This is a genomic window from Streptomyces bicolor (genome assembly GCF_000719285.1).
GTDB lineage: Bacteria > Actinomycetota > Actinomycetes > Streptomycetales > Streptomycetaceae > Streptomyces > Streptomyces bicolor.
Window position 1 is genome coordinate 239163 of record NZ_JOFS01000001.1, and the last position, 22570, is coordinate 261732.

At 71.1% G+C, this 22570-nt stretch carries 15 protein-coding genes and 2 pseudogenes; 7 read left to right on the plus strand and 10 right to left on the minus strand.

The annotated features are described in order from the left end of the window. The first annotated feature begins 132 nt into the window (after positions 1-132). Positions 133-1140: a carboxymuconolactone decarboxylase family protein gene (locus IF78_RS0101075; protein WP_031475632.1), complete on the plus strand. Its 1008-nt coding sequence runs from the start codon at positions 133-135 to the stop codon at positions 1138-1140. 150 nt (positions 1141-1290) lie between these two features. Beyond that, on the plus strand, positions 1291-1962 hold the full coding sequence (locus IF78_RS0101080) for a hypothetical protein (protein WP_031475630.1): 672 nt from the start codon (positions 1291-1293) through the stop codon (positions 1960-1962). Between the two features lie 56 nt (positions 1963-2018). Here IF78_RS0101080 and IF78_RS0101085 read toward each other — a convergent pair whose 3' ends face one another. From IF78_RS0101085 to IF78_RS0101125, 9 genes are all read right to left on the minus strand, one after another. Continuing rightward, on the minus strand, positions 2019-3566 hold the full coding sequence (locus IF78_RS0101085; protein WP_031475628.1) for an NCS1 family nucleobase:cation symporter-1: 1548 nt from the start codon (positions 3564-3566) through the stop codon (positions 2019-2021). Positions 3567-3702: 136 nt separating this feature from the next. After that, positions 3703-4725, minus strand: a complete 1023-nt coding sequence (locus tag IF78_RS0101090; RefSeq protein WP_031475626.1) for a TIGR03842 family LLM class F420-dependent oxidoreductase — start codon at positions 4723-4725, stop codon at positions 3703-3705. An 11-nt stretch (positions 4726-4736) separates the two neighbouring features. Continuing rightward, positions 4737-6140, minus strand: coding sequence for a dihydropyrimidinase (gene hydA, locus IF78_RS0101095; protein ID WP_031475624.1), 1404 nt, complete (start codon positions 6138-6140; stop codon positions 4737-4739). Between the two features lie 52 nt (positions 6141-6192). Further along, positions 6193-7035 carry a nitrilase-related carbon-nitrogen hydrolase gene (locus IF78_RS0101100; protein WP_031475622.1) on the minus strand — a complete coding sequence of 281 codons (843 nt, stop codon included), beginning with the start codon at positions 7033-7035 and terminating at the stop codon, positions 6193-6195. A gap of 155 nt (positions 7036-7190) precedes the next feature. Then, positions 7191-8783 carry a PucR family transcriptional regulator gene (locus IF78_RS0101105; RefSeq protein ID WP_031475620.1) on the minus strand — a complete coding sequence of 531 codons (1593 nt, stop codon included), beginning with the start codon at positions 8781-8783 and terminating at the stop codon, positions 7191-7193. 30 nt (positions 8784-8813) lie between these two features. Then, on the minus strand, positions 8814-10097 hold the full coding sequence (locus IF78_RS0101110) for an aspartate aminotransferase family protein (RefSeq protein ID WP_031475618.1): 1284 nt from the start codon (positions 10095-10097) through the stop codon (positions 8814-8816). After that, entirely contained in the window at positions 10094-10936 is an 843-nt protein-coding gene (locus IF78_RS0101115) for a nitrilase-related carbon-nitrogen hydrolase (RefSeq protein ID WP_031475616.1), read from the minus strand. The genes IF78_RS0101110 and IF78_RS0101115 overlap by 4 nt, the downstream gene beginning before the upstream one ends. 170 nt (positions 10937-11106) lie before the next feature. Then, on the minus strand, positions 11107-12936 hold the full coding sequence (locus IF78_RS0101120; protein WP_031475614.1) for a hypothetical protein: 1830 nt from the start codon (positions 12934-12936) through the stop codon (positions 11107-11109). A gap of 132 nt (positions 12937-13068) precedes the next feature. Beyond that, complete coding sequence (locus tag IF78_RS0101125; protein WP_031475612.1) at positions 13069-13329, minus strand: helix-turn-helix domain-containing protein; 261 nt, start codon at positions 13327-13329, stop codon at positions 13069-13071. Between the two features lie 64 nt (positions 13330-13393). Between IF78_RS0101125 and map the strand changes: the two are divergent. The 3 genes and pseudogenes from map to IF78_RS0101140 all read left to right on the plus strand — a co-directional run. Then, positions 13394-14158 (plus strand): annotated as a pseudogene (map, locus tag IF78_RS0101130) (type I methionyl aminopeptidase); the annotation flags it as partial. 491 nt (positions 14159-14649) lie between these two features. Beyond that, a pseudogene (locus tag IF78_RS48220) lies at positions 14650-15183 on the plus strand (lasso peptide isopeptide bond-forming cyclase); the annotation flags it as partial. Positions 15184-15438: 255 nt separating this feature from the next. Then, a complete protein-coding gene (locus IF78_RS0101140; RefSeq protein WP_031475606.1) occupies positions 15439-17994 on the plus strand; it encodes an ATP-dependent Clp protease ATP-binding subunit in 2556 nt (851 codons plus the stop codon). An 18-nt stretch (positions 17995-18012) separates the two neighbouring features. Here the strand turns inward: IF78_RS0101140 and ggt are convergent, their stop codons facing one another. Then, the gene (ggt, locus tag IF78_RS0101145) at positions 18013-19812 is read right to left on the minus strand and encodes a gamma-glutamyltransferase (protein WP_031475604.1); all 1800 of its coding nucleotides are present in this window, start codon (positions 19810-19812) and stop codon (positions 18013-18015) included. Between the two features lie 117 nt (positions 19813-19929). On the opposite strand from ggt, the gene IF78_RS0101150 reads away from it, so the two are divergent. Together IF78_RS0101150 and IF78_RS0101155 are read left to right on the plus strand one after the other, a co-directional pair. Further along, entirely contained in the window at positions 19930-20688 is a 759-nt protein-coding gene (locus IF78_RS0101150; RefSeq protein WP_031475602.1) for a hypothetical protein, read from the plus strand. Between the two features lie 116 nt (positions 20689-20804). Further along, a complete protein-coding gene (locus IF78_RS0101155) occupies positions 20805-22373 on the plus strand; it encodes a CocE/NonD family hydrolase (RefSeq protein ID WP_031475600.1) in 1569 nt (522 codons plus the stop codon). Positions 22374-22570 lie beyond the last annotated feature (197 nt).

Consider the following 22570-nt stretch of genomic DNA (forward strand, 5'->3'; position numbering starts at 1 on the left):
CACCCCTGTGGACGGCCTCCCGACTACTCCCCACGCAGTAGTGCCCGGCGCCGGCCGACCCCGCCGTCGCAGCCCCGACTCCCTTCGGCCGTACGACGCCCCGGACCGGCCCGTCGGCGCACGCTGCTGTCCATGCCCACACCCTTCCGTTACACCGCACCCCTCCCGCCCGGGTCGGCCACCGGCACCGTCGCCGAGGTGTACGCGCAGATCGCACTCGACTTCGGCATCGCCGCGCCCCCCACCTTCGCGGTCCTGTCCTCCGCGCCCGAACTCCTGGCTCCCACCTGGGCGTTGATGCGCGAGTCGCTCATCGCGGGGGCGGGCAGCCGCACCGGCAAGGAGCTGGTGGCCCTCGGGGTGTCGCTCGCCAACAAGTGCCCGTTCTGCGTGGACGCGCACACCGTGCTGCTGCACGCCACCGGCGACCACGCGCTGGCCGAGCGGCTGGCCCGGGGAGAAGCACCGCGAGACGAGGAGCACGCGCGCGTGCTCGACTGGGGCCGGCACACGCGCGTGCCCGGCGCCGCCCTGACGCCGTACCCCTTCCCGCACGCGCACGCCCCGGCCTATCTCGGCACCGCGCTCACCTTCCACTTCATCAACCGCATCGCGTCGGCCCTGCTGACCGAGAACCTGCTGCCGGCGGGCGCCCAGCGGATCCGGGCGGTCCGCAGCGCCGTGGGCCGCACGCTCGCCCGGACCGTACGCCGCCCGGCCCGCCCCGGCACCGCCCTCGCCCTCCTCGACCACGCCGACCCCGGCGAAGCCCCCGCATGGGCCGGCGGCACCGCCGTCGGCCTCGCGTACGCGGCGCTGCTCAGGGCGGCCCTCGCGGGTGCCGGCCTCCTCGACCCCGACGACCAGGACCTGGTGGAGGACGTCATCCAGGACTGGGACGGAGCGCATCCGCCGCTCGACCTGAGCGGCTTCCCGGACCGACGGGAGCGTCCCGGCGCGCGCCTCGCCCTGCTGGCCGCCCTCGCGCCGTACCGCGTCACGGACGAGGACGTGGCGGCCTGGCGCCGGCCGGAGCACACCGACCACTGTCTGGTGCACCTGGTCGCATATGGGGCGTTCGTCGCCGTTGACCGCATCGAAAGCGCACTTTCCACCCAAATCAGCCGTCAAGCCCTGTAACTCGCCCAGGACACCACGTAATTACGGCCCTCCCGTAACGGCGTCAGCACGGAGCGAGTTCGCACTTCCGCCCCACAGGCAGTCATGTGAAACTGGCGTCCCGTCCGCAGTGCGGACTCCCTCCGCACCGTCCCCCACGAAAAGTGCGCCGTGCGTTCTCTTCCCCTGCCGCTCGCCCTCACCGCGCGTCTGTCGCCCGTCGTCGTGCTCGCCGCGGCGGGCTGGGCACTGTCGTCCGGCCCGCAGGCCGCGACTCCGGCCGCCGACGACGGGGTGACGCAGAAGAGCGAGGGCGGCGAGTCGCCCTCGGCCCCCGCGACGGCAGCGGTGTCGAAGACGTACGCCACCGCTCCCCCGCCGTGCGACAGCCTGGGCGCGAAGACGATCAAGTCCCTGGTGCCGGGCGCCAAGACGGCCGGCAAGGAGATACCGTCGACCGACTCGAAGCTGCGCCGCACCTGCTCGTGGAACGCGCTCAAGGGCTACGACTACCGCTGGCTGGACGTGTCCTTCGAGATCACGGAGTCGGACGACGCGGCGCTGGAGTCCTACAAGGAGCGCATCGCGGACAGGAGCGGCGGCGGGGACGTGCCGGGGATCGGTGACGCCGGCTACTCCGTCGTGAACCTCACCACCGAGGACAAGCAGCAGACCCGTGAGGGCGTGGTGCTGATCCGCACGTCCAACGCGCTGGTCTCCATCACGTACAGCGGCAGCGACTTCGAGTCGAAGGAGGCGCCGAGCACGGACGAGATCAACAAGGGCGCGATCAAGGCCGCCAAGGAGGCGGTCGCCGCCCTGGAGGACGGCCGGAAGGGCTGACCGCCCTCCACAGCCGTCCTTCACAGCCGTGCTCCGACGCTGTCCGCCGCCCGGGATCAGGCTTCGGCGCGTTCCTTGCGGCCGCCCATGAGCACCACGTACAGCACCAGCGAGGCACCCAGTCCGACCGCCCAGCCGTAGTCGGCGAGGGGCTTGAGGAACGGGATCAGTCCGTCGGTCGGGAACGGTCCGGTCTTCGCGCCGTCGGCGCCGATACCCGAGTACGAGCCGCCGACCGCGAGGACGCCGCCCACCAGGAAGGCGACGATCGCGCGCCAGTTCCAGCCGGCCGAGTACCAGTAGCGCCCGCCGGGCGTGTACAGGTCGACGAGGTGCAGGACCGTGCGACGGACGATCCAGTAGTCGGCGATCAGGATGCCCGCGACCGTGCCGAGCAGGCCGCCGACCACGCCGAGCCAGGTGAAGATGTAGAACTCCGGGGTGGAGATCAGCTTCCACGGGAAGATCAGGATGCCGACCACGCCGGTGATCAGCGCGCCCGTACGGAAGTTGATGAGCTTCGGGGCCAGGTTCGCGAGGTCGTACGCCGGGGAGACCACGTTGGCCGCGATGTTCACGGAGACCGTGGCGACCAGCACGACGATGAGCGCGAAGAGCAGACCGAAGACGCTGTCGGTCTTGGCGGCCAGGGTGACCGGGTCCCAGATCGCCTCGCCGTAGACCACCTCGGAGCCGGAGGTGACGAGTACGGCGAGAACGGCGAACAGGGTCATCGTGGTGGGCAGGCCCAGGGACTGGCCCCAGGTCTGCGCCTTCTGACTGGCACCGAAACGGGTGAAGTCGGGAATGTTCAGCGACAGGGTCGCCCAGAACCCGATCATCCCCATCAGTGACGGGAAGAAGACCGGCCAGAAGTCGGGCCCCCAGCCGAGCTTCGAGGGCTGGTCCAGCAGCGCGCCGAACCCGTCCGCCTTGACCGCGATCCAGATCAGCAGCACGAAGGCGCCGACGATGACGAAAGGCGCGGCCCAGTTCTCGAAGTGCCGCAGGAAGTCCATGCCGCGGTAGATGATGGCGATCTGCAACGCCCAGAAGAGGAGGAAGCAGAGCCACAGCGGCCAGGGATTGCCGGCGACCTTCGCCGCGTTCTCCCACCCGCCCCCGGTGAGCTTGGAGCCGAGGGCGAAGATGCCGCTGCCGCCGATCCAGGTCTGGATGCCGAACCAGCCGCAGGCCACGGCCGCCCGGATCATCGCCGGTATGTTGGCGCCGCGCAGCCCGAACGAGGCCCGCGCCAGCACCGGGAACGGGACGCCGTACTTGGGCCCGGCGTGCCCGGTGGCCAGCATCGGCAGCAGCACGATGACGTTGGCCAGGGCGATGGTGAAGACGGCCTGCTTCCAGTCCATGCCGAGCGCGACCAGGCCGGAGGCCAGGGTCCAGCTGGGGATGCAGTGGGCCATGGAGATCCACAGCGCCGCGAAGTTGTACGTCGTCCACTTGCGCTCGGCGACCGGGACGGGACGCAGGTCCTCGTTGGCGAAGGGGCTGTCGGCGGGGAATGCCTCGGGGGCGAGTTCGATGCGTCCGCCGGCGTTGGCGGACTGGGATATCGGCGACCCCGTGGGGACTGTTTCGGTCATGAGCAGGCCAATCGACAGAGCGGGAGGGGATGGAGACAGGCCGTGCGGGGGCCTTGGGCCCTCCCCGGGACGGCGGGGAGGGGGACAAGGTGTGGGGGGTCGGGTGAAGCGAGGTGTGCGAACCCGGCGATCGGGGCTAGGAGTTGACCGCGGGAATGACGCGCGAGCCGTACGCGTCGATGACCGCTTCCTGCGCGTCGTGCATGTCGTAGACGGCGAACTGGTCGACGCCCAGCTCACGCAGCGCGTTCAGCTTCTCGATGTGCTTCTCGACCGGTCCGATGACGCAGAACCGGTCGACGATCTCGTCGGGCACGAACGCGGTGTCGGGGTTGTCGGCGCGTCCGTGGTGGGAGTAGTCGTACCCCTCGCGTGCCTTGATGTAGTCGGTGAGTTCGTCGGGGACGGCGGCGGAGTGCTCGCCGTACTTGCTCACCAGGTCCGCGACATGGTTGCCGACCATCCCGCCGAACCACCGGCACTGCTCACGCGCGTGGGCGAGCCTCTCGGGCGAGTCGTCCTCGGTGACGTACGCGGGGGCGGCGACGCAGATCTTCACCTCGGACGGGTCACGGCCGGCGGCGACGGCCGCGTCCTTCACGGCCTTGACCATGTACTCGGTCAGATAGAGGTCGGCGAGCTGCAGGATGAACCCGTCGGCCTCCTCGCCGGTCATCTTCAGGGCCTTCGGGCCGTACGCCGCCATCCACACGGGGAGTTCGGCGCCCGGCTTGATCCACGGGAACCTGACGACCGTGCCGCCGCCGAGGTCGGCCTCCTGGCCGCTGCCGAGCGCCCGGATGACCTTCATGGCCTCGCTGATCCGGGCCAGGGTGTTGGGCTTGCGGCCGGCGACCCGCATGGCCGAGTCGCCGCGGCCGATACCGCACACCGTGCGGTTGCCGAACATGTCGTTGAGCGTGGCGAAGGTGGATGCGGTGACCTCCCAGGTGCGGGTGCCCGGGTTGGTCACCATGGGCCCGACCTTCAGCTTCTGCGTGTTGGCCAGGATCTGGCTGTAGATGACGAACGGCTCCTGCCACAGCACGGCGGAGTCGAAGGTCCAGCCGTAGGTGAATCCGCCACGCTCGGCGCGTTTCATCAGACTGACGACTCGCGAGGCGGGCGGGTCGGTCTGCAGGACGAGTCCGAAGTCCATGTACTCCGCTCCTAGTTGAGGTACTGACAGGTGGAGCGGGGGGTGTAGACGCCGTGCCCGGCACGCCCGGTGTACTCCCGCTCGGTGATGACGGGTTCGCCGCGCGAGAGGACCGTCTCGACCCGGCCGGTCGTCTGCTTGCCCTCGTACGCCGAGTAGTCGACGTTCATGTGGTGGGTGACGGCGGACATGACCTGCTCGGCCCGCGGGTCGTAGATCACGACGTCGGCGTCGGCGCCCGGCGCGATCGTGCCCTTCTTCGGGTACATGCCGAACATCCGGGCCGGGGTCGCGCAGGCGATCTCGATCCAGCGGCGGCGCGAGATGTGGCCGTCGACGACGGCCTGGTGGAGCAGGTCCATCCGGTTCTCGACGCCCGGCAGACCGTTGGGGATCTTGGAGAAGTCGCCCCGGCCGAGCTCCTTCTGGCCCACGAAGCAGAAGGGGCAGTGGTCGGTGGAGACGACCTGGAGGTCGTTCGTGCGCAGCCCCTTCCACAGCTGGGCCTGGTGCTCGCGCGGCCGCAGGGGCGTCGAGCACACGTACTTGGCGCCCTCGAAGTCCGGCTCGGCGAGGTTGTCGGTGGACAGGAACAGGTACTGCGGGCAGGTCTCGCCGAAGACGTTCAGTCCCTCGTCGCGTGCCTTGGCCAGCTCGGCGACTGCCTCCATCGCCGAGACGTGCACGACGTACAAGGGCGCCCCGGCGACCTGCGCGAGCTTGATGGCGCGGTGGGTGGCCTCGGCCTCCAACAGCGCCTTGCGCACCTCCCCGTGATACCTCGGATCCGTCTCCCCGCGCGCGAGCGCCTGCTCGACGAGCACGTCGATCGCGATGCCGTTCTCGGCGTGCATCATGATCAGGCCGCCGTTCTCGGCGGAGCGCTGCATGGCGCGCAGGATCTGGCCGTCGTCGGAGTAGAAGACGCCCGGGTAGGCCATGAACTGCTTGAAGCTGGTCACGCCCTCCTCGACCAGCAGGTCCATCTCCTTGAGCGTCTCCTGGTTCACATCGGAGACGATCATGTGGAAGCCGTAGTCGATCGCGCAGTTGCCCTCGGCCTTGGCGTGCCAGCCGTCGAGGCCCTCACGCAGCGAGTGGCCCACGCTCTGCACGGCGAAGTCGATGATCGTGGTCGTACCGCCCCAGGCGGCGGCCCGGGTGCCGGTCTCGAAGGTGTCGGAGGCGAAGGTGCCGCCGAACGGCAGCTCCATGTGGGTGTGGGCGTCGACGCCGCCGGGGATGACGTACTTTCCGGTGGCGTCGATGGTCCGCTCAGCGGTCCAGGCCTCGGCGGCCGGGGTGCCGCTCGCGGCGAGGGCGGCGATCCGGCCGTCCTCGATCAGGACGTCGGCGTGCATCTCGTCGGACGCGGTGATGACGAGACCACCGCGGATGACGGTACGGCTGCTCATGCGGTCACGCTCCGCTGGGTTGTGGTCGAAGGGTGCGTACAGTCGGGTTTCGTTACGGCGCGGTCAGCGGGGAGTACGCGTCCGGGCGGCGGTCGCGGTAGAACTGCCAGCGGTCGCGGATCTCGCGCAGCTTGGCCATGTCCAGGTCGCGGACGACCAGTTCGGTCTCCTTGTCGCTCGCCACCTCGCCCACGAACTGGGCCTCGGGGTCCACGAAGTACGAGGTCCCGTAGAAGTCGTTGTCGCCCAGTTCCTCGACACCGACCCGGTTGATCGCGCCGACGAAGTACTCGTTGGCCACGGCGGCGGCCGGCTGCTCCAACTGCCACAGGTAGGAGGAGAGTCCGCGCGAGGTCGCCGACGGGTTGAAGACGATCTCGGCGCCCGCGAGGCCCAGCGCCCGCCAGCCCTCCGGGAAGTGGCGGTCGTAGCAGATGTAGACGCCGATCCTGCCGACGGCCGTGTCGAAGACGGGCCAGCCCGCGTTCCCCGGGCGGAAGTAGAACTTCTCCCAGAATCCCGGCACTTGGGGGATGTGGTGCTTGCGGTACTTGCCGAGGTACGAGCCGTCCGCGTCGATCACGGCGGCCGTGTTGTAGAGGACGCCGGGCTGCTCCTCCTCGTACATGGGCAGCACGAGGACGAGACCCAGTTCCTTGGCCAGCGCCTGGAAGCGCCTGACGATCGGGCCCTCGGGGATCTGCTCGGCGTACTCGTAGAACGCCTTGTCCTGCACCTGGCAGAAGTACGGCCCGTAGAACAACTCCTGGAAGCACATGACCTGGGCGCCCTGCGCGGCGGCGTCGCGGGCGGCCTGCTCGTGCACCTGGATCATCGATTCCTTGTCGCCGGTCCAGGCGGTCTGGAAGATCGCGGCACGGATCACTCTGCTCATCGGGACCTCCGGTCGCTCGGTGTGCAGTGAGACTAGGAAGTCCGAAGATCCGGTTTGAGTTGCACAGTGTCACGTCTGCGGGCGCGCGGCGTGCCACGGTGTCACCCTGTCGTGGACCCATGTTTCACCGCCGTTTTCCCAGGTCGCCGCATGTTTCACCCCTGTTGCGCGTCGTGCGCGAGGAGCGCGATGTGTACGGAGGCAGCCTGCTCGAAGTCGTCGAGGTCGACGCCGAGGCGCGCCTGTATCGCCTCCAGCCGGCGGTAGAGCGCGGGCCGCGAGACATGGTGGAGCTGGGCGGTGCGGGACTTGTTGCGGCCGGTGGCGAGATACGTCCGCAGTACGGCGAGCAGGGCACCCGCCTCGTCGTCCGGCCCGCACAGCAGCCCGTCCAGCTCACGCTCCGCGAACGACTGCACCTGCGGGTCGTCGCGCAGGAGGCGGATCAGGCCGCGCAGATGGACGTCCCTGAGGCGTACGACGGCCGGGAGGTCGAGGGCGGCCGAGGAGTCGGCGACGGCGTCGGCGACGTGCTGGGCCTCGCGCACTCCGGCGGGTACGTCGTCCCAGGCGGTACGCGCGTCGGCGGCGGCCACGACGGTCCGCGCCGCCCCCGACTCCGAGCGCACGCGGGCGGCGAAGTTCGCGGCGAGCGCGGCGTCGTCCTGGTCCCGGGCGAGGCTCAGCAGGACCGCCGTGGCACCGTCGGCGAGCTCGGCGACGATCCCGGGCAGCCCCAGCATCCGCAGCACGCGCTCCAGTTGGGCCGGTTCGCCGTCCCGCACGACCAGCGGCACGAAGGTGCGCCGGTTGACCGGCAGTCCGGCGGCACGCGCGCGTGGCAGCAGCTGCCTGGCCGGTACGACCCCGCTGACGAGGTCGGTCAGCAGGCTCTGCGCGGACTGCTCCTCCCAGGTGTGCGCGGAGTTGCCCCCGAGCATCCGGTGCAGGACGAGGGCCTCGGCCGCGCGGTCGGCGAGCAGCCGCCCCGTGGCGGTGTCGCCCCGGTACCCGCACAGCACGATCCGGCCCCACCGCTCCCCTCGTCCGCCGAGTTCGGCGCGGATCCAGCCGTCGCCCTCGCTGCCGCCCGCCTGGCGGGCGATGCGCTCCCAGTCGCGCAGTACGTCGTCCACCGCCGACCGCTCCCCCGCCGTGGCGAGGACGCGGTGGGCGAGGTTGGTGACGACGACGGGGCAGGCGCTGTGCGCGGCGACCTCGTCGAGCAGGCGCTGGAGCGGGGCGCCCGCGGTGATGAGTCCGGTGAGCGCGGTGCGTACGGCCTCCGAGAGGCTGACGGCGGCGAACTTCCGCCGGACGAGCCGGGACTGGACCTCCTCGGTCAGTTCCGCGAACGGGAAGGGCCGGTGCAGGACGACCATGGGCAGCCCGCACCGCTCCGCCACCCGGCGCATCACCTCCGGCGGCGCGGGGAACGCCCGGCCGAGCCCCAGGACCACCGCGGCGGCCTCCGCCCGGTGCAGGGAACGGATGTACTCGGCCTGCTTGTCCTCGTCCCCGGCCAGCAGCACGCCCGTGGTGAGCACCATCTCGCCGCCGCTGAGCATCACCCCGACGTCCGGCGCCTCGGCGACATGTACCCACCGCACGGGCCGGTCGAGCTGACCGGCCCCCGCCACCACCTCGGGCTCCCCGGCGAGCACCCGCTCCAGGGTGAGGACCTGCCGGACCGACAGAGCGGGTTCCAGGGGTTCCGCCGGCTCCAAGGGCTCCAAGGTGGTGGTCATGGCAGTGCTTCCCTTGCTCGGTGGGTGCTGCTAGATGCTCCTCAGAGCGCTCTCCAGGATCGCGGCGCCTTCTTCCGCCTCGGCGACGGTGAGGGACAGAGGCGGGGCGATCCGCAGGGAACTGGTGTTGTGGCCGCCGCCCTTGCCGATGAGGAGGCCGCCCTCGCGGGCCGCCTCCAGCACGGCCGACGCGGCGGCCACGTCGGCGTCGTCCGTGCCGGGCTTGGTGATCTCGATGCCCAGCATCAGGCCCCGGCCGCGCACCTCCCGTACGTGCGGCACCTGCGCCGCGACGGCCCGCAGCCGCTCGACCAGGAGCCCGCCGACCCGCCGGGCGTTGCCCTGGAGGTCGTGTTCCAGCAGGTACGACAGGTTGGCGAGGCCGGCCGCCATGGTGATCTGGGTGCCGCCGAAGGTCGAGATGCTGTTGGCGTCCAGGCAGTTCATGATCTCGGCGCGGGCGACGACCCCGCCGATGGACATGCCGTTGCCGATGCCCTTGGCGAAGGTCAGCATGTCCGGCGGACCGGACTGCCCGTGCGCCTGCCACCCCCAGAAGTGGTCGCCGGTGCGCCCCCAGCCGGTCTGCACCTCGTCGGCGATCCACAGGATGCCGCGCTCGGCGAGGACGTCCCGGAAGGCGGCGTACAGCCCGTCAGGGCCGGAGGTGAAGCCGCCGACGCCCTGGATGGGCTCGGCGATGAGGGCCGCGGGCGGGCGGGTGTGCCCGAGGAGGTCCTTCAGGTCCTCGACGCAGGCGGCGATGAAGTCCTCGTCGCTGAGGCCGGCGTACGGCCCACGGGTGCGCACCCCTCCGTGCACGTACAGCGTCTGCAGCGGCGACAGCGAGGTCGGCGACCAGCCGCGGTTGCCGGTGATGCCGACCGCGCTGAAGGAGCGGCCGTGGTAGCTGTTGCGCATCGCCAGGATCGTGTTGCTCTGCCGGTACGTCGTCGCGAGCAGCAGGGCGGTGTCGTTGGCCTCGGTGCCGGAGGTGGTGAAGAAGACGCGGGCGTCCGGGATGCCGCTCAACTGGGCGATGCGCTCGGCGAGTTCGACCATGGGCCGGTTGAGGTAAAGCGTGGAGGAGTGGATGATCCGCCCGGCCTGCTCGCTCACCGCCTTGGTCACCTCGGGCAGCGCGTGCGCGGTCATCGTCGTGAGGATGCCGCCGAAGAAGTCGAGGTAGCGGTTGCCCTCGGCGTCCCACACATGGCGGCCCTCGCCGTGCGTGATCTCCAGCGGCTCCTCGTAGTAGAGGGCGAGCCAGCCCGGCATGACGGCGCGGTGGCGGCCCAGCAGGTCCTTGGTCACGGCTGCACCAGTCCTTCGTAGGCGTCGGGGCGGCGGTCGCGGTAGAAGGCCCACTGCTGCCGCACTTCTTCGATGAGGTCGAAGTCGAGGTCGCGGACGATCAGTTCCTCCTCCTTGTCACTGGCGGTCTCCCCCACGAACTGGCCGCGCGGGTCCACGAAGTACGACGTCCCGTAGAAGTCGTTGTCGCCGTACTCCTCGACACCGACCCGGTTGATCGCGGCGACGAAGTACTCGTTGGCGACGGCCGCGGCGGGCTGTTCGAGGCGCCAGAGGTAGGAGGAGAGCCCGCGGTGGGTGGCCGACGGGTTGTACACCAACTGGGCACCGTTGAGGCCGAGTTGCCGCCAGCCCTCCGGGAAGTGGCGGTCGTAGCAGATGTAGACACCCACCTTCCCCACGGCGGTGTCGAAGACGGGCCAGCCGATGTTGCCCGGCTTGAAGTAGTACTTCTCCCAGAAGCCCTTGACCTGCGGGATGTGGTGCTTGCGGTACTTGCCGAGGAAGGTGCCGTCGGCGTCGATCACGGCCGCGGTGTTGTAGTAGAAGCCGGACTGCTCGACCTCGAAGACCGGCACGACGATCACCATGCCGGTCTCGCGGGCGAGCTCCTGCATACGACGCACGGTCGGCCCGTCGGGAACCGGCTCGGCCCACCGGTAGTGCTCCGGCTCCTGGACCTGACAGAAGTAGGGAGCGTTGAAAACTTCCTGGAAGCCGATGATCTTCGCGCCCTGGCGGGCCGCCTCGCGGGCGTGCTCCTCGTGTTTCGCCACCATGGACTCGGTGTCGCCGGTCCAGGTGGCCTGGACCAGAGCGGCACGTACGACGTTGGCCATGAGCTGCTCCTTCGACGGGACGTCAGAGCCTCTACGCCCGTAGAGGGGGCCGTAGAGGCTTGAAAGTATGCCCCTGGAACAGCCTTGCCAAGACCATCGTCGTTAACCCGCTGAGTCGATCCGGTTTCACCCTCCTGTGGGTGAAGGATGACGCCGGCGGGAGGGGTCTGTCACGCGGTGAAACCCGCGACGCGCAGCGCGTGGACGAGATCCCAGTAGCACTCGTCCGAGACCCCCTGGGCGGCCTGCAGCAGGAGGGGCACGAGCGTCTTCGGGTCGGGTGCGACACTGCGGGCGGCCTCCTCCGGGGTGCGGACGCGGACGTAGGCGTCGAGCAGCGCCCGGACCTCGCGGTGCCGCGCCTCGCCCGCCAGCCCCACCACGGCCTGCCCGATCTCGTGCGCGGGCCGCGCCACGCCCTGCCGGAGGATCTGCTCGCCGTCGTCGGCCCGCCCGGCCGCGGTCAGCGCGTCGGCGGCGGCGACGAGCTGCTCCGCCGGCAGCGAGGCGGCCTCCCACAGGAGGGTCGCCCAGTCGGCGCCGAGCCCGGCCCGCTCCATCTCGGCGGCGAGCAGCGGAATGCGGACGGCGGGCCAGTACGCGACCTCGACGAGCAGCGCGTGCGCCTCACCGCTGCGCCCCTCACCCCGCAGCCGCACCAGCGTCTCCACGGTCCCGACGACCTCCCGCCGATCCACCGCACCCGCCGGCTCGACCTGCGGCTGCGGGTCCGGGACCACGGGCGCTTCGTCGGCGGCTCCGGCGAACCGGGCCCCACGCGGGGTGCGGCGGCTGGTGACGGGCTGGGCGGGGAGGGTGGGGAGGACGGGTTCGGCGGTCGGCGGTACGACGACCGGAGCGGCCTCCTCCTCGACGATCCCGGCGAAGCGGGCACTGCCGCGACGCCGCTTGCGCTGTTTGGCGGTGGGGGCGGGTTCGGGGGTGGCTGACGGGGCCTGCGCGGGGGCGTCGGGCGTGGTGGCGGCCGGGGTGGGGTGCGCCTGCGGCCAGTCGGAGGCCGCGCTTCCCGGGGCGTGGGAATCCACGGGGTCCGCCGGGTGGGCGTCGGGGTGTTCCGCCGCCCCGGCACCGGAGCCGCGCCGCGCCGCCCGCCACACGCCCGCTTCAGCAGCGGATGCGACGGCCCGCTGCCCGCGGCGCGGGTCGGCAGCTGTCCCGGCGGGGGCCGCCTCCCGGCCCTCGGACCAGCCCGGCCCCCCGGCAGTGGCCGTCTCCCGGCCCTCGAACCAGCCCGGCGCCCCGGCAGGATCCTCCGCACGCCCCTCGGACCAGCCGGCCGCCGGCCGCTCGTCCCGCTGATGCGTCACACCCCGGAATCCGGCGCCGTAGGAACCGTACTCGCTCGGCTGCGCACCCTCCCCGCCGGTCCCGTCATCGCCGAACTCCTCGTCCCCGAACCTGCCGTCGAGGCGGAACGCGGCCCCCTGCCCCGCCCGCTCCCGCCGTATCGCCTGCCCCCGCTCGCGCGCCGCCCGGCGGCCCAAGTCGGCGATCCGGGAGCGGAGTTCCGCGCAGCGGGCGGTCGCGCGTTCGTGGTCGTCGCGGGCCCAGGCGAGGTCGAGGCGGATCGCGTCGGCCTCCTCCTGGCTGGTCGCGGAGGCGATCGACCGGCCCAGTTCCGCCAGCCGTTCGCCGGCGTAGCGCTGTTCGCGGAGCATGACGTCGAGGCGGTCCCCGAGGGCGTCGCGGCCGCCGGGCCGGGCGTCGTACGCGGCGAGGGCGGCGGCGTGCAGGGTGCGGGCGCGTTCCGTCTCCGGGCCGGCGCCGCCGGGACCGTACTGGGCGGCGAGGTCGTGCAGGAGTGACTCCACCACGTCCCAGGGCGGCACCTCACGTCCGTCGAGGCAGGCCTGCATGCCTTCGGGGTCGCGCTGCCAGAACACCCCGCACCAGCCGCCGCCCTGATCCAGGCGCGCCAGAAGACCGTCCAGGTAGTTCACGAACTCCCGTACCCGAGCCGGGAGTTGTTCCACTGACATCGCCCAACTCCCGCCAGACCGGAGTACTCCGGTCCGCTAGGCAACACCAGCGATGTTACGAGCGTGCTACGGGAGTTTTTCCGGCTGAACGCAGAGTACGCCGAGGCTCTCGGAACGTGACGTGCACACCGGTCAGGCGGCGGCCTCGGCGACCGGCGTGCACCGCCCGGCGAGTTCGTCCATCGACAGGCCGAGGGCCTGCGCCAGCGCGGCCACCGTGAAGAAGGCCGGAGTCGGGGCGCGCCCCGTCTCGATCTTGCGGAGCGTCTCGGCGGAGATGCCGGCGCTCGCCGCGACCTCGGTCATGCTGCGGCCGCCGCGGGCCTCGCGGAGGAACCGGCCGAGCCGCTCGCCGCGTTCGCGTTCTTCGGGGGTGAGTGGGGTGCGCACCATGGCGCCCATTCTAATACCGCATCCTCCCCTGCCCACCTATTCAAATACCGGTATAGTAATTGGCATGGTAGAGCTGAAGACGGACACGTCGATCGATGCGATGTACGCGGCCGGGCAGGTCGTCGGCCAGGCCCTCACGGCCGTACGAAAGACCGCTGACGTGGGGGTTTCCCTGCTGGAGCTGGACGAGGTGGCGCGCGAGGTGCTGCGGGGCGCGGGGGCGACCTCGCCCTTCCTCGGCTACCGCCCGTCCTTCGCCCCGACTCCCTTCCCCGCCGCCATCTGCGCCTCGGTGAACGACGCGATCGTGCACGGCATCCCGACCGGCTACCGCCTGCGCGACGGCGACCTCGTCTCCATCGACTGCGGCGCCGAACTGAGCGGCTGGGCGGGCGACTCGGCGATCAGCTTCACGGTCGGCAGGCCGCGCCCGGCCGACGTACGTCTGATCGAGACGGCGGAGCGCGCGCTCGCGGCGGGCATCGAGGCGGCGGTTGTCGGCAACCGCATCGGCGACATCGCGCACGCGATCGGCACGGTGTGCCGGGGGGCCGGGTACGGCATCCCGGACGGTTTCGGCGGGCACGGCATCGGCCGCAAGATGCATGAGGACCCGGGGGTGCCGAACGAGGGCCGCCCGGGCCGGGGCCTGCCACTGCGGCACGGCTTGGTCCTCGCCATCGAACCGATGCTCATCGCGAGCGGCAAGGACGGCTACCACGCGGCGCCGGACGGCTGGACCCTGCGCACGAACGACGGCTCGCGGGCGGCCCATGTGGAGCACACGGTGGCGGTCACGGAGGCGGGGCCGCGCGTTCTCACCGCCCGGGACGCCCCTCTGACGACGACATCCAGGAGCCCCGCCCGTCGGAGATGGCGCGTGCCGACGGGCGCGTACTGCGCCCCGGCGGCTCCCGTCGCCGCCGTTCGAGCGCGCTGCGCGCGACCCCTCGCGAGGTCACACCTGAGAAGGTTTCTTCACACATGCGCACGGCAAATTGTCGACCGCAGCGCCTCCTTCCGCCAGGCATGTGCGGACCGTCGCCAGGCCAGTGACATTTGCCTTTTCAGATCGTCATACTTTCATGCCTTGTCTTGCCACACCCCTGGCCCTCCGCAGCTGGCTGGTTGCTGCGCCCGATCCCCACCCGGGGACTGGGACCACACCGCAGTGAGAAGAAGTCATGAAGAAGGCATACGAAGCACCGACGCTCGTCCGGCTCGGTACGTTCCGCAAGGAGACGGGGCTCCTTCAGCGCTCCGGCAACGACCGGCTGATCTTCAGCAAGAACTGACGGGCGACGGCACTGACCCGACGTCATGACTGAACTGCACGAAAGTGCGGGGACGGGCCCCGGCGACGCGCACTTCGCGGTCTTCCCAGACCTTGCGGACGCGGCCGCCGTGGCCCGCTCCTTCGCCCGCCCCGGTGGCCGGGCCCTCGCACACGCGTCGGGCCGGCCCTGGCTGGTCGGCCACTGGCACGACGACGAGATCGTCACCGCGAGCGCCGGGAACGCCGCCCTCGCCGTCATCGGCTGCTGCCCCGTCGAGGCCGTGCAACTGCGGCGTACGGCCGCACGGCTGAGGAACCTGACGGAGCTCGACGCGCCGGCCCGCTCCCTCCCCGGCAGCTTCCACCTCGTCGCCGCCCTCGACGGACAGGTCCGGGTGCAGGGCACCGCCTCGGGCCTGCGGCTGGTCTTCCACGCGGAGATCGACGGCGTACGGGTGGCCGCCACCCGCGCCGACACGCTCGCCGCCGTGCTAGGCATCGACCCCGCTCCGCGGGAGCTGGCCGTCCGGCTGCTGTGGCCGGCCCCCTACCCCTTGTCTACGAGCCAGATGCCGCGCCCCGGCGGGCCGTCGACGGACCACGACGGCCCTCGGTCCCACGGCTGAGGCGTACGCCTCCGAGCGGGCCCCGCAACGCGCCTCGGACCGCCCGCAAGCAGCGGGCAGCGCCGGAAGCCCGTGTGTTCCTGCACATGCCCCCTGAGCCAGAACGTGCCATCGTGGCATGAGCGTGGCCGAACCCGGTTACCCGGCCTCGGCACGTCGATCAGCGAGGGCGACCCTGCCCGCGCAGGGACGCCGGATGGGAACGCCATGACCAGCGGCTTCAGTGGTGGTCCGGAAGACTACGACCCCTTCGGAGAGTTCCTCGCCCGCTTCTTCGGCGGACCGCGCCCCGGCCCCCGGCAGATCGACATCGGCCGTCTGCTCAGTCAGCCGGCCCGGGAGCTGGTGCGCGGCGCCGCCCAGTACGCCGCCGAGCACGGCAGCCGTGACCTGGACACCCAGCACCTGCTGCGCGCCGCGCTGTCCGCCGAGCCGACCCGGAGTCTGCTCAGCCGGGCCGGCGCGGATCCCGACTCGCTGGCGACGGAGATCGACGAGCGCACGGGCCCGGTCCAGCATCCGCCGGGCGAGGCCCCGCCGCCGACGTCGCTCTCCCTCACCCCGGCCGCCAAGCGCGCCCTGCTGGACGCGCACGACCTGGCCCGCGCGCGGGGCGCCGGTTACATCGGCCCGGAGCACGTGCTCAGCGCCCTCGCCGCGAACCCCGACTCGGCCGCGGGGCACATCCTCAACGCGGCCCGCTTCGCCCCCTCCGGCCTGCCGCCCGAGGCTCCGGACACCGCCCCGACCCGGCCGGGCGCCGACCAGCGGCCCCGCGTCGACAGCGGGACGCCCACCCTCGACAAGTACGGCCGCGATCTCACCGACCTCGCCCGCAGGGGCCGTATCGACCCGGTGATCGGCCGGGACGAGGAGATCGAGCAGACCATCGAGGTGCTCTCCCGGCGCGGCAAGAACAACCCGGTGCTGATCGGCGACGCGGGCGTCGGCAAGACCGCGATCGTGGAGGGCCTGGCGCAGCGGATCGCCGACGTCGACGTGCCCGACGTGCTGAGCGGCCGACGGGTGGTCGCCCTGGATCTGACCGGGGTGGTCGCGGGCACCCGCTACCGCGGCGACTTCGAGGAGCGGCTCAACAACATCGTGGGCGAGATCCGCTCGCACTCCGACCAACTGATCGTCTTCATCGACGAGTTGCACACCGTCGTGGGCGCCGGAGGCGGCGGCGAGGGCGGGTCCATGGACGCCGGGAACATCCTCAAGCCCGCCCTCGCGCGCGGCGAGCTGCACATCGTCGGCGCGACCACCCTGGAGGAGTACCGCAGGATCGAGAAGGACGCGGCACTCTCCCGCCGCTTCCAGCCGATCCTCGTCCCCGAGCCGACCTCCGCCGACGCGATCGAGATCCTGCGCGGCCTGCGCGACCGCTACGAGGCGCACCACCAGGTCCGCTACACCGACGAGGCGCTCGTGGCCGCCGTCGAGCTGTCCGACCGCTATCTCACCGACCGCCGCCTGCCGGACAAGGCCATCGACCTGATCGACCAGGCGGGCGCCCGGGTACGGCTGCGCGCGCGGACCAAGGGCACGGACGTACGGACCATGGAGCGCGAGGTGGAGCAGCTGAGCCGGGACAAGGACCAGGCGGTCGCCGACGAGCAGTACGAGCAGGCGACGCAACTGCGCGACCGCATCGTGGAGTTGAAGCAGCGCATCGCGGACTCGTCCGGCGACGAGGAGATCGACGAGGGCATGCACCTGGAGGTCACCACCGAGGCCATCGCGGAGGTCGTCTCCCGGCAGACCGGCATCCCGGTGAGCAGCCTCACGCAGGAGGAGAAGGAGCGGCTGCTGGGCCTGGAGGAGCATCTGCACGAGCGGGTCGTCGGCCAGGACGAGGCGGTGCGCGTGGTCTCGGAGGCCGTCATGCGCTCCCGGGCCGGACTCGCCGCCCCGGACCGGCCGATCGGCAGCTTCTTCTTCCTCGGCCCGACCGGCGTCGGCAAGACCGAGCTGGCCCGGGCGCTGGCCGAGGCCCTGTTCGGCAGCGAGGAGCGCATGGTCCGCCTGGACATGAGCGAGTACCAGGAACGGCACACCGTCAGCCGCCTGGTCGGCGCCCCGCCCGGCTATGTCGGCCACGAGGAGGCCGGTCAGCTCACCGAGGTCGTGCGCCGGCACCCGTACTCGCTGCTCCTGCTCGACGAGGTCGAGAAGGCCCACCCGGACGTCTTCAACATCCTGCTGCAGGTCCTGGACGACGGCCGGCTGACCGACGCCCAGGGCCGGACCGTCGACTTCACCAACACGGTCATCGTGATGACCAGCAACCTGGGCTCCGAGGCGATCACCCGGGGCGGCTCCGGGATCGGGTTCGGCGCGGGCGACTCGGAGGCCGACGAGGAGGCACGGCGCGAGCGGATCCTGCGGCCGCTGCGCGATCACTTCCGGCCCGAGTTCCTCAACCGCATCGACGAGATCGTGGTCTTCCGCACCCTGACCCCCGACCAGCTGGAACGGATCACCAACCTGCTCCTCGACAAGACCCGCCGTCTGCTGCACGCCCAGGGCGTCGCGGTCGACTTCACCGGCGCGGCCGTCGACTGGCTCTCCGAACGCGGCTACCAGCCCGAGTACGGCGCCCGCCCGCTGCGCCGCACCATCCAGAAGGAGGTCGACAACCAGCTCTCCCGGCTCCTCCTGGACGGCCGGATCGGCGAGGGCGGCCGGGTGACGGTGGACGTGGAGGACGGACGGCTCGCCTTCCGCACGGAGGACCTGCCGCCCGCCCCTGAACTCTGAGCCCCAGATGGTGCGGCGCTACGACGCGGGCCGCACCACCATCGCCGAGCCGCCGCCCCGCCGTGCCTTCTCGGCGGCGGCCAGCCACTTCCCGTTCGGCAGTCGCTGCACGCCGGTGGCCGCGCCGATCTCGGGGTTCTGCCGGAAGCCGTGCCCGATCGCCGCCAGCCGGTCCTTCAACGGGCTGTTCCACAGGCCCGGTTCGAGTTCGGTGGTGGTCTGGTTGCGCTGGCTGGCGCGGGGCGCGGCGATCGCGTCGACCAGCGGCAGACCGCGGTCGAGGAACCCGGTCAGCGTCTGGAGCACCGTGGTGATGATGGTGGCGCCACCGGGCGAGCCGAGCGCCACGACGGGCTTGTCGTGCCGGTCGAGCACGATGGTCGGGGACATCGAGGAGCGCGGCCGCTTGCCCGGGCCCGGCAGGTTCGGGTCGTGGACGGCCGGGCTCGCCGGGGTGAAGGAGAAGTCCGTCAGCTCGTTGTTGAGGATGAAGCCACGGCCCGGGACGGTGATGCCGCTGCCGCCGGTCTGCTCGATGGTCAGGGTGTACGAGACGACGTTGCCCCACTTGTCGGCCACCGTGAGGTGGGTCGTACTGTCGCCCTCGTACGTGGTCGGAGCCGCCGTGCCCCTCGCGTCGCAGGCCGCCGGGTCGCGCGGGTCGCCCGGCGCGACGGGGCTCGTCAGCACCGCGTCGTCCTTGATCAGGCACTCCCGCGAGTCGGCGTACCGCTGCGACAGCAGCTCCTTCGTCGGTACGTCCTCGAAGGCGGGGTCCCCGACCCAGCGCCCGCGGTCGGCGAACGCGATGCGGCTGGCCTCGATGTAGCGGTGCAGGTACTGGACCTCGCTCGCCTTCGACAGGTCCGTGTTCTCCAGGATGTTGAGGGCCTCGCCGACCGTCGTGCCGCCGGAGGAGGAGGGCGCCATGGAGTAGACGCCGAGACCGCGGTACGAGGTCCTGGTGGGCGCCTGGAGCTTGGTGCGGTAGCCGGACAGGTCCTTGGCGGAGAGGTCGCCGGGGCGGGCGTTCCAGCCGGAACCCGGGTCCACGGGCGGGTGGTTGACCGTGTCGACGATGTCCTCGGCGATGTCACCCCGGTAGAGCGCGCCGACGCCGTTCCTCGCCAACTCGGCGTAGGTGCGGGCGAGATCGGGGTTCTTGAAGGTGGAGCCCACGACGGGGAGCGCGCCGTTCGGCAGGAACAGCTTCGCGGTGTCCGGGAAGTAGCGGAACCGGGTCTCGTTGGCGGCGGTCTGTGAGCGGAAGGTGTCGTCGACGGTGAAGCCGTCCCTGGCGAGCCGCTCGGCGGGCTTGAGCAGGGTGCCGAGCCCCTTGCTCCCCCACTTGTCCAGTGCCTTCTGCCAGGTGGCGGGCGTGCCCGGGGTCCCGACGCTCAGGCCGCTGCTGACGGCCTCGGCGAACGGGATGGCCGTGCCGTTCTCCACGAAGAGCTGGTCGTCGGCGGTCAGCGGCGCGGTCTCGCGGCCGTCGATGGTCTGCACCGTACGGGACCTGGCGTCGTAGTAGACGAAGTAGCCGCCTCCGCCGATGCCGGCGGAGTAGGGCTCGGTGACGCCGAGCGCGGCGGCCGTGGCCACGGCGGCGTCGACCGCGTTGCCGCCCTTGCGCAGGACCTCGATGCCCGCTGCCGAGGCGTCCGGGTCGACGCTGGCGACCGCACCGCCGTAGCCGACGGCCACGGGGACCTTCTCGGCGGGGCTGCTCTGTGCGCCGGGGGGCGCCGCCGCTCCCACCGACACCACGGCGACCGAGACCGCCAGGACCGACAGTTTCCGCGCGACAGAGCGACGCATCCGCACCTCCAGTCAAGGGCTGTTGGCGCAGCCTATTCGATCGCCATGCCCTCGTCAGGAGCGCACGGAGACCTGTCTCGAACAACGGTTTGCGTTCGCCCGCTACCATGCGCGCCCATGAATGACGACGTGCGCAACATCGTCCTGGGCGTGGTCGCGGCCGGCATCAGTGCCGCGCTCGGCTGGCTTGCCCGCACCTACCTGTGGAAGCGCAAGCTCCGCCGCAAGCAGGCGTTCTTCGGGCTGCCCGACAACGCGGAGTCCTTGCTGGTGGTCAACCGCGGCGCCGGCGGGCCCGAGCTGACGGTGATGCGGTACGACGTGTTCGCACTGCTCGAACTCGCCGCCCTGATCAAGGACTGCAACGCCCACGCCCAGATCGTCCCGCACGACGCGGCACGCCAGGGCTTCGGCGAACGCACCGAGTTCTGTGTCGGCGGCCCGGCGTCGAACCGCCGCATGATGGCCCACCTGGCCTCGCTGCTGCCCGGGGTACGGGTGAACGTCGACGCCGACCCCAGCCCGGACCGGGGCGCCTTCCAGGTCGGCTCCGAGCGCTACCGGGTGGAGGTCGGCAAGGAGGAGTACGCGCTGATCGCCCGGCTCACCGTCGGTGAGAGCCAGGGCACCCGGCCCGTCTTCCTCTTCTGCGGGCAGACCTCGATCACCAACCAGGCCGCCACCCGCTACCTCGCCCGCAACCACGAGCGGCTGTCCCGCAAGCACGGCAACAACTCCTTCGTCCTGCTGCTGAAGGTGGTCAACTCGCAGGCGTACGGCCCGGATGTGGTGGAGCTGGTGGCGGACGTGACACGGGCGGCGCAGGCACCCCTGCCGACACCAGCGGCTCCGCGCAATTCTCACCGCGCCTCCTGAGGTCCGTTACATTCCAGTAATCGTTACTGCCACGTAACTTACCCACGGGTTACTTGCGGTAAGGGACCCCGGTTACCGTTCGGTCACTTTGTACTGACACGAGTAGGGAGTGACCCGTGGGACATCCTCGCAAGGCCCTGCGTACGACCGCCGTGGGCGCCGTCTCCGCGACTCTGATCGCCGGTAGCGCCCTCGGGCTCGCCCCCGCCGCCCAGGCGGCCACGAACGACGTCCGCTTCGTCGACATCACCGGCGACGGCGGCACCACCCTCAAGGCGAACGTCATCACCCCGGCCGGCGCCGACGGCACGCGCCGCTACCCGCTGCTCGTGCTGCCCACGAGCTGGGGCCTGCCCCAGGTCGAGTACTTCGCGCAGGCCCAGAAGCTCGCGGACTCGGGCTATGTGGTGGTCAGTTACAACGTGCGCGGCTTCTGGCAGTCGGGCGGCGAGATAGAAGTGGCGGGCCCGCCCGACATAGCCGACGCGTCCAGGGTCATCGACTGGGCGCTCGCCAACACCCCGGCCGACGCGCAGCACATCGGCATGGCGGGCGTCTCGTACGGCGCCGGCATCAGTCTGCTGACCGCCGCGCACGACAAACGCGTCAGGGCGGTCGCCGCCCTCAGCGGCTGGGCCGACCTCATCGACTCGATCTACTCCGGCCGCACCCAGCACGTCCAGGCGGCGGCAGTGCTGGACGGCGCGAGCCTCGTCACCGGCCGCCAGAGCGCCGAAGTCCGGCAGATCTTCGACGACTTCTACGCCTCCAACCTGTCCAAGGAACAGGACATGATCAATTGGGGGAAGAAACGTTCGGTCGCTTCATACGTGGACCAACTGAACAAGAACGGCGCCGCGGTCATGATGGCCAACGCATGGGGCGACACGATCTTCCCGCCCAACCAGTCCGCGGACCTCTACGAGAAGCTGACCGGCCCGAAGCGACTGGAATTCCGGCCCGGCGACCACGCCACCGCCGAGATGACCGGACTGTTCGGCCTGCCCAACGACGTCTGGACGGACACCCACCGCTGGTTCGACCACTACCTCAAGGGTTCGGACAACGGCATCAACCGCGAACTGCCCGTGCGGCTCAAGTCCCGCTCCACGGGCGGCTACGAGGGCTACCCGGACTGGAAGTCGGTCGGTGCGACGAACAAGAAGATCGCCCTCGCCGGCACGACCACCATCCACACGAACGTCAACTCGGGCGCTGACGGCGGGGTCGTCTTCCTGTCCAGCATCCTCGACCAGGTGGCCCAACTGCCCCCGGTGGCCTCGATCCCGCTGATCCCCCGGCTCTGGGCGGGCGTATGGCAGTCGGAGAAGTACGCCACGGCCCAACGCGTGCGCGGCACGGCGAAGTTGCACACCACCGTCACCCCGACGAAGGAGAGCGGCACCCTCGTCGCCTACCTCTACGACGTCGGCCCGCTCGGCCTCGGCAAGCTGGTGAGCACCGCGCCGTACACCTTCCACGGGCGTACGCCCGGAAAGCCGTTCAGCGTCGACCTGGAGCTGTACTCCACGGCCTACGACGTCCCGGCGGGGCACCGGCTCGCCCTGGTCGTCGACACCGTCGACCCGCTCTACATCGAGCACAACCCGTCCGGCGCGCGGCTGACCTTCTCCTCGCCGGCGAACGACCCGTCATACGTGTCGATTCCACTGCGCGAACAGTGATCTCCGGCCGGCGCCGGACGGGTATGGCTCTATGACTGCTGCCCCCTGCCGCCCCTGGACCCAGGGGCCGTGGGGGGATCCCCACCCGGCAGCAGCGTCCCTGGTCGCGGCCGAGGCGAACGCCACGGCCTTGGGGACGGACGGAACATCGTAGTCGAGGTCCGACGCGGGGAGGATTCCGGTGCGGTCGATGATGA

Bases quoted from the DNA above. Each gene is read 5' to 3' on its own strand.
- IF78_RS0101075 (WP_031475632.1), top strand. From the start codon at position 133: ATGCCCACACCCTTCCGTTACACCGCACCCCTCCCGCCCGGGTCGGCC.
- IF78_RS0101085 (WP_031475628.1), bottom strand. From the start codon at position 3,566: ATGACCGAAACAGTCCCCACGGGGTCGCCGATATCCCAGTCCGCCAAC.
- IF78_RS0101090 (WP_031475626.1), bottom strand. From the start codon at position 4,725: ATGGACTTCGGACTCGTCCTGCAGACCGACCCGCCCGCCTCGCGAGTC.
- hydA (WP_031475624.1), bottom strand. From the start codon at position 6,140: ATGAGCAGCCGTACCGTCATCCGCGGTGGTCTCGTCATCACCGCGTCC.
- IF78_RS0101100 (WP_031475622.1), bottom strand. From the start codon at position 7,035: ATGAGCAGAGTGATCCGTGCCGCGATCTTCCAGACCGCCTGGACCGGC.
- IF78_RS0101105 (WP_031475620.1), bottom strand. From the start codon at position 8,783: ATGACCACCACCTTGGAGCCCTTGGAGCCGGCGGAACCCCTGGAACCC.
- IF78_RS0101115 (WP_031475616.1), bottom strand. From the start codon at position 10,936: ATGGCCAACGTCGTACGTGCCGCTCTGGTCCAGGCCACCTGGACCGGC.
- IF78_RS0101120 (WP_031475614.1), bottom strand. From the start codon at position 12,936: ATGTCAGTGGAACAACTCCCGGCTCGGGTACGGGAGTTCGTGAACTAC.
- IF78_RS0101125 (WP_031475612.1), bottom strand. From the start codon at position 13,329: ATGGTGCGCACCCCACTCACCCCCGAAGAACGCGAACGCGGCGAGCGG.
- IF78_RS0101140 (WP_031475606.1), top strand. From the start codon at position 15,439: ATGACCAGCGGCTTCAGTGGTGGTCCGGAAGACTACGACCCCTTCGGA.
- ggt (WP_031475604.1), bottom strand. From the start codon at position 19,812: ATGCGTCGCTCTGTCGCGCGGAAACTGTCGGTCCTGGCGGTCTCGGTC.
- IF78_RS0101150 (WP_031475602.1), top strand. From the start codon at position 19,930: ATGAATGACGACGTGCGCAACATCGTCCTGGGCGTGGTCGCGGCCGGC.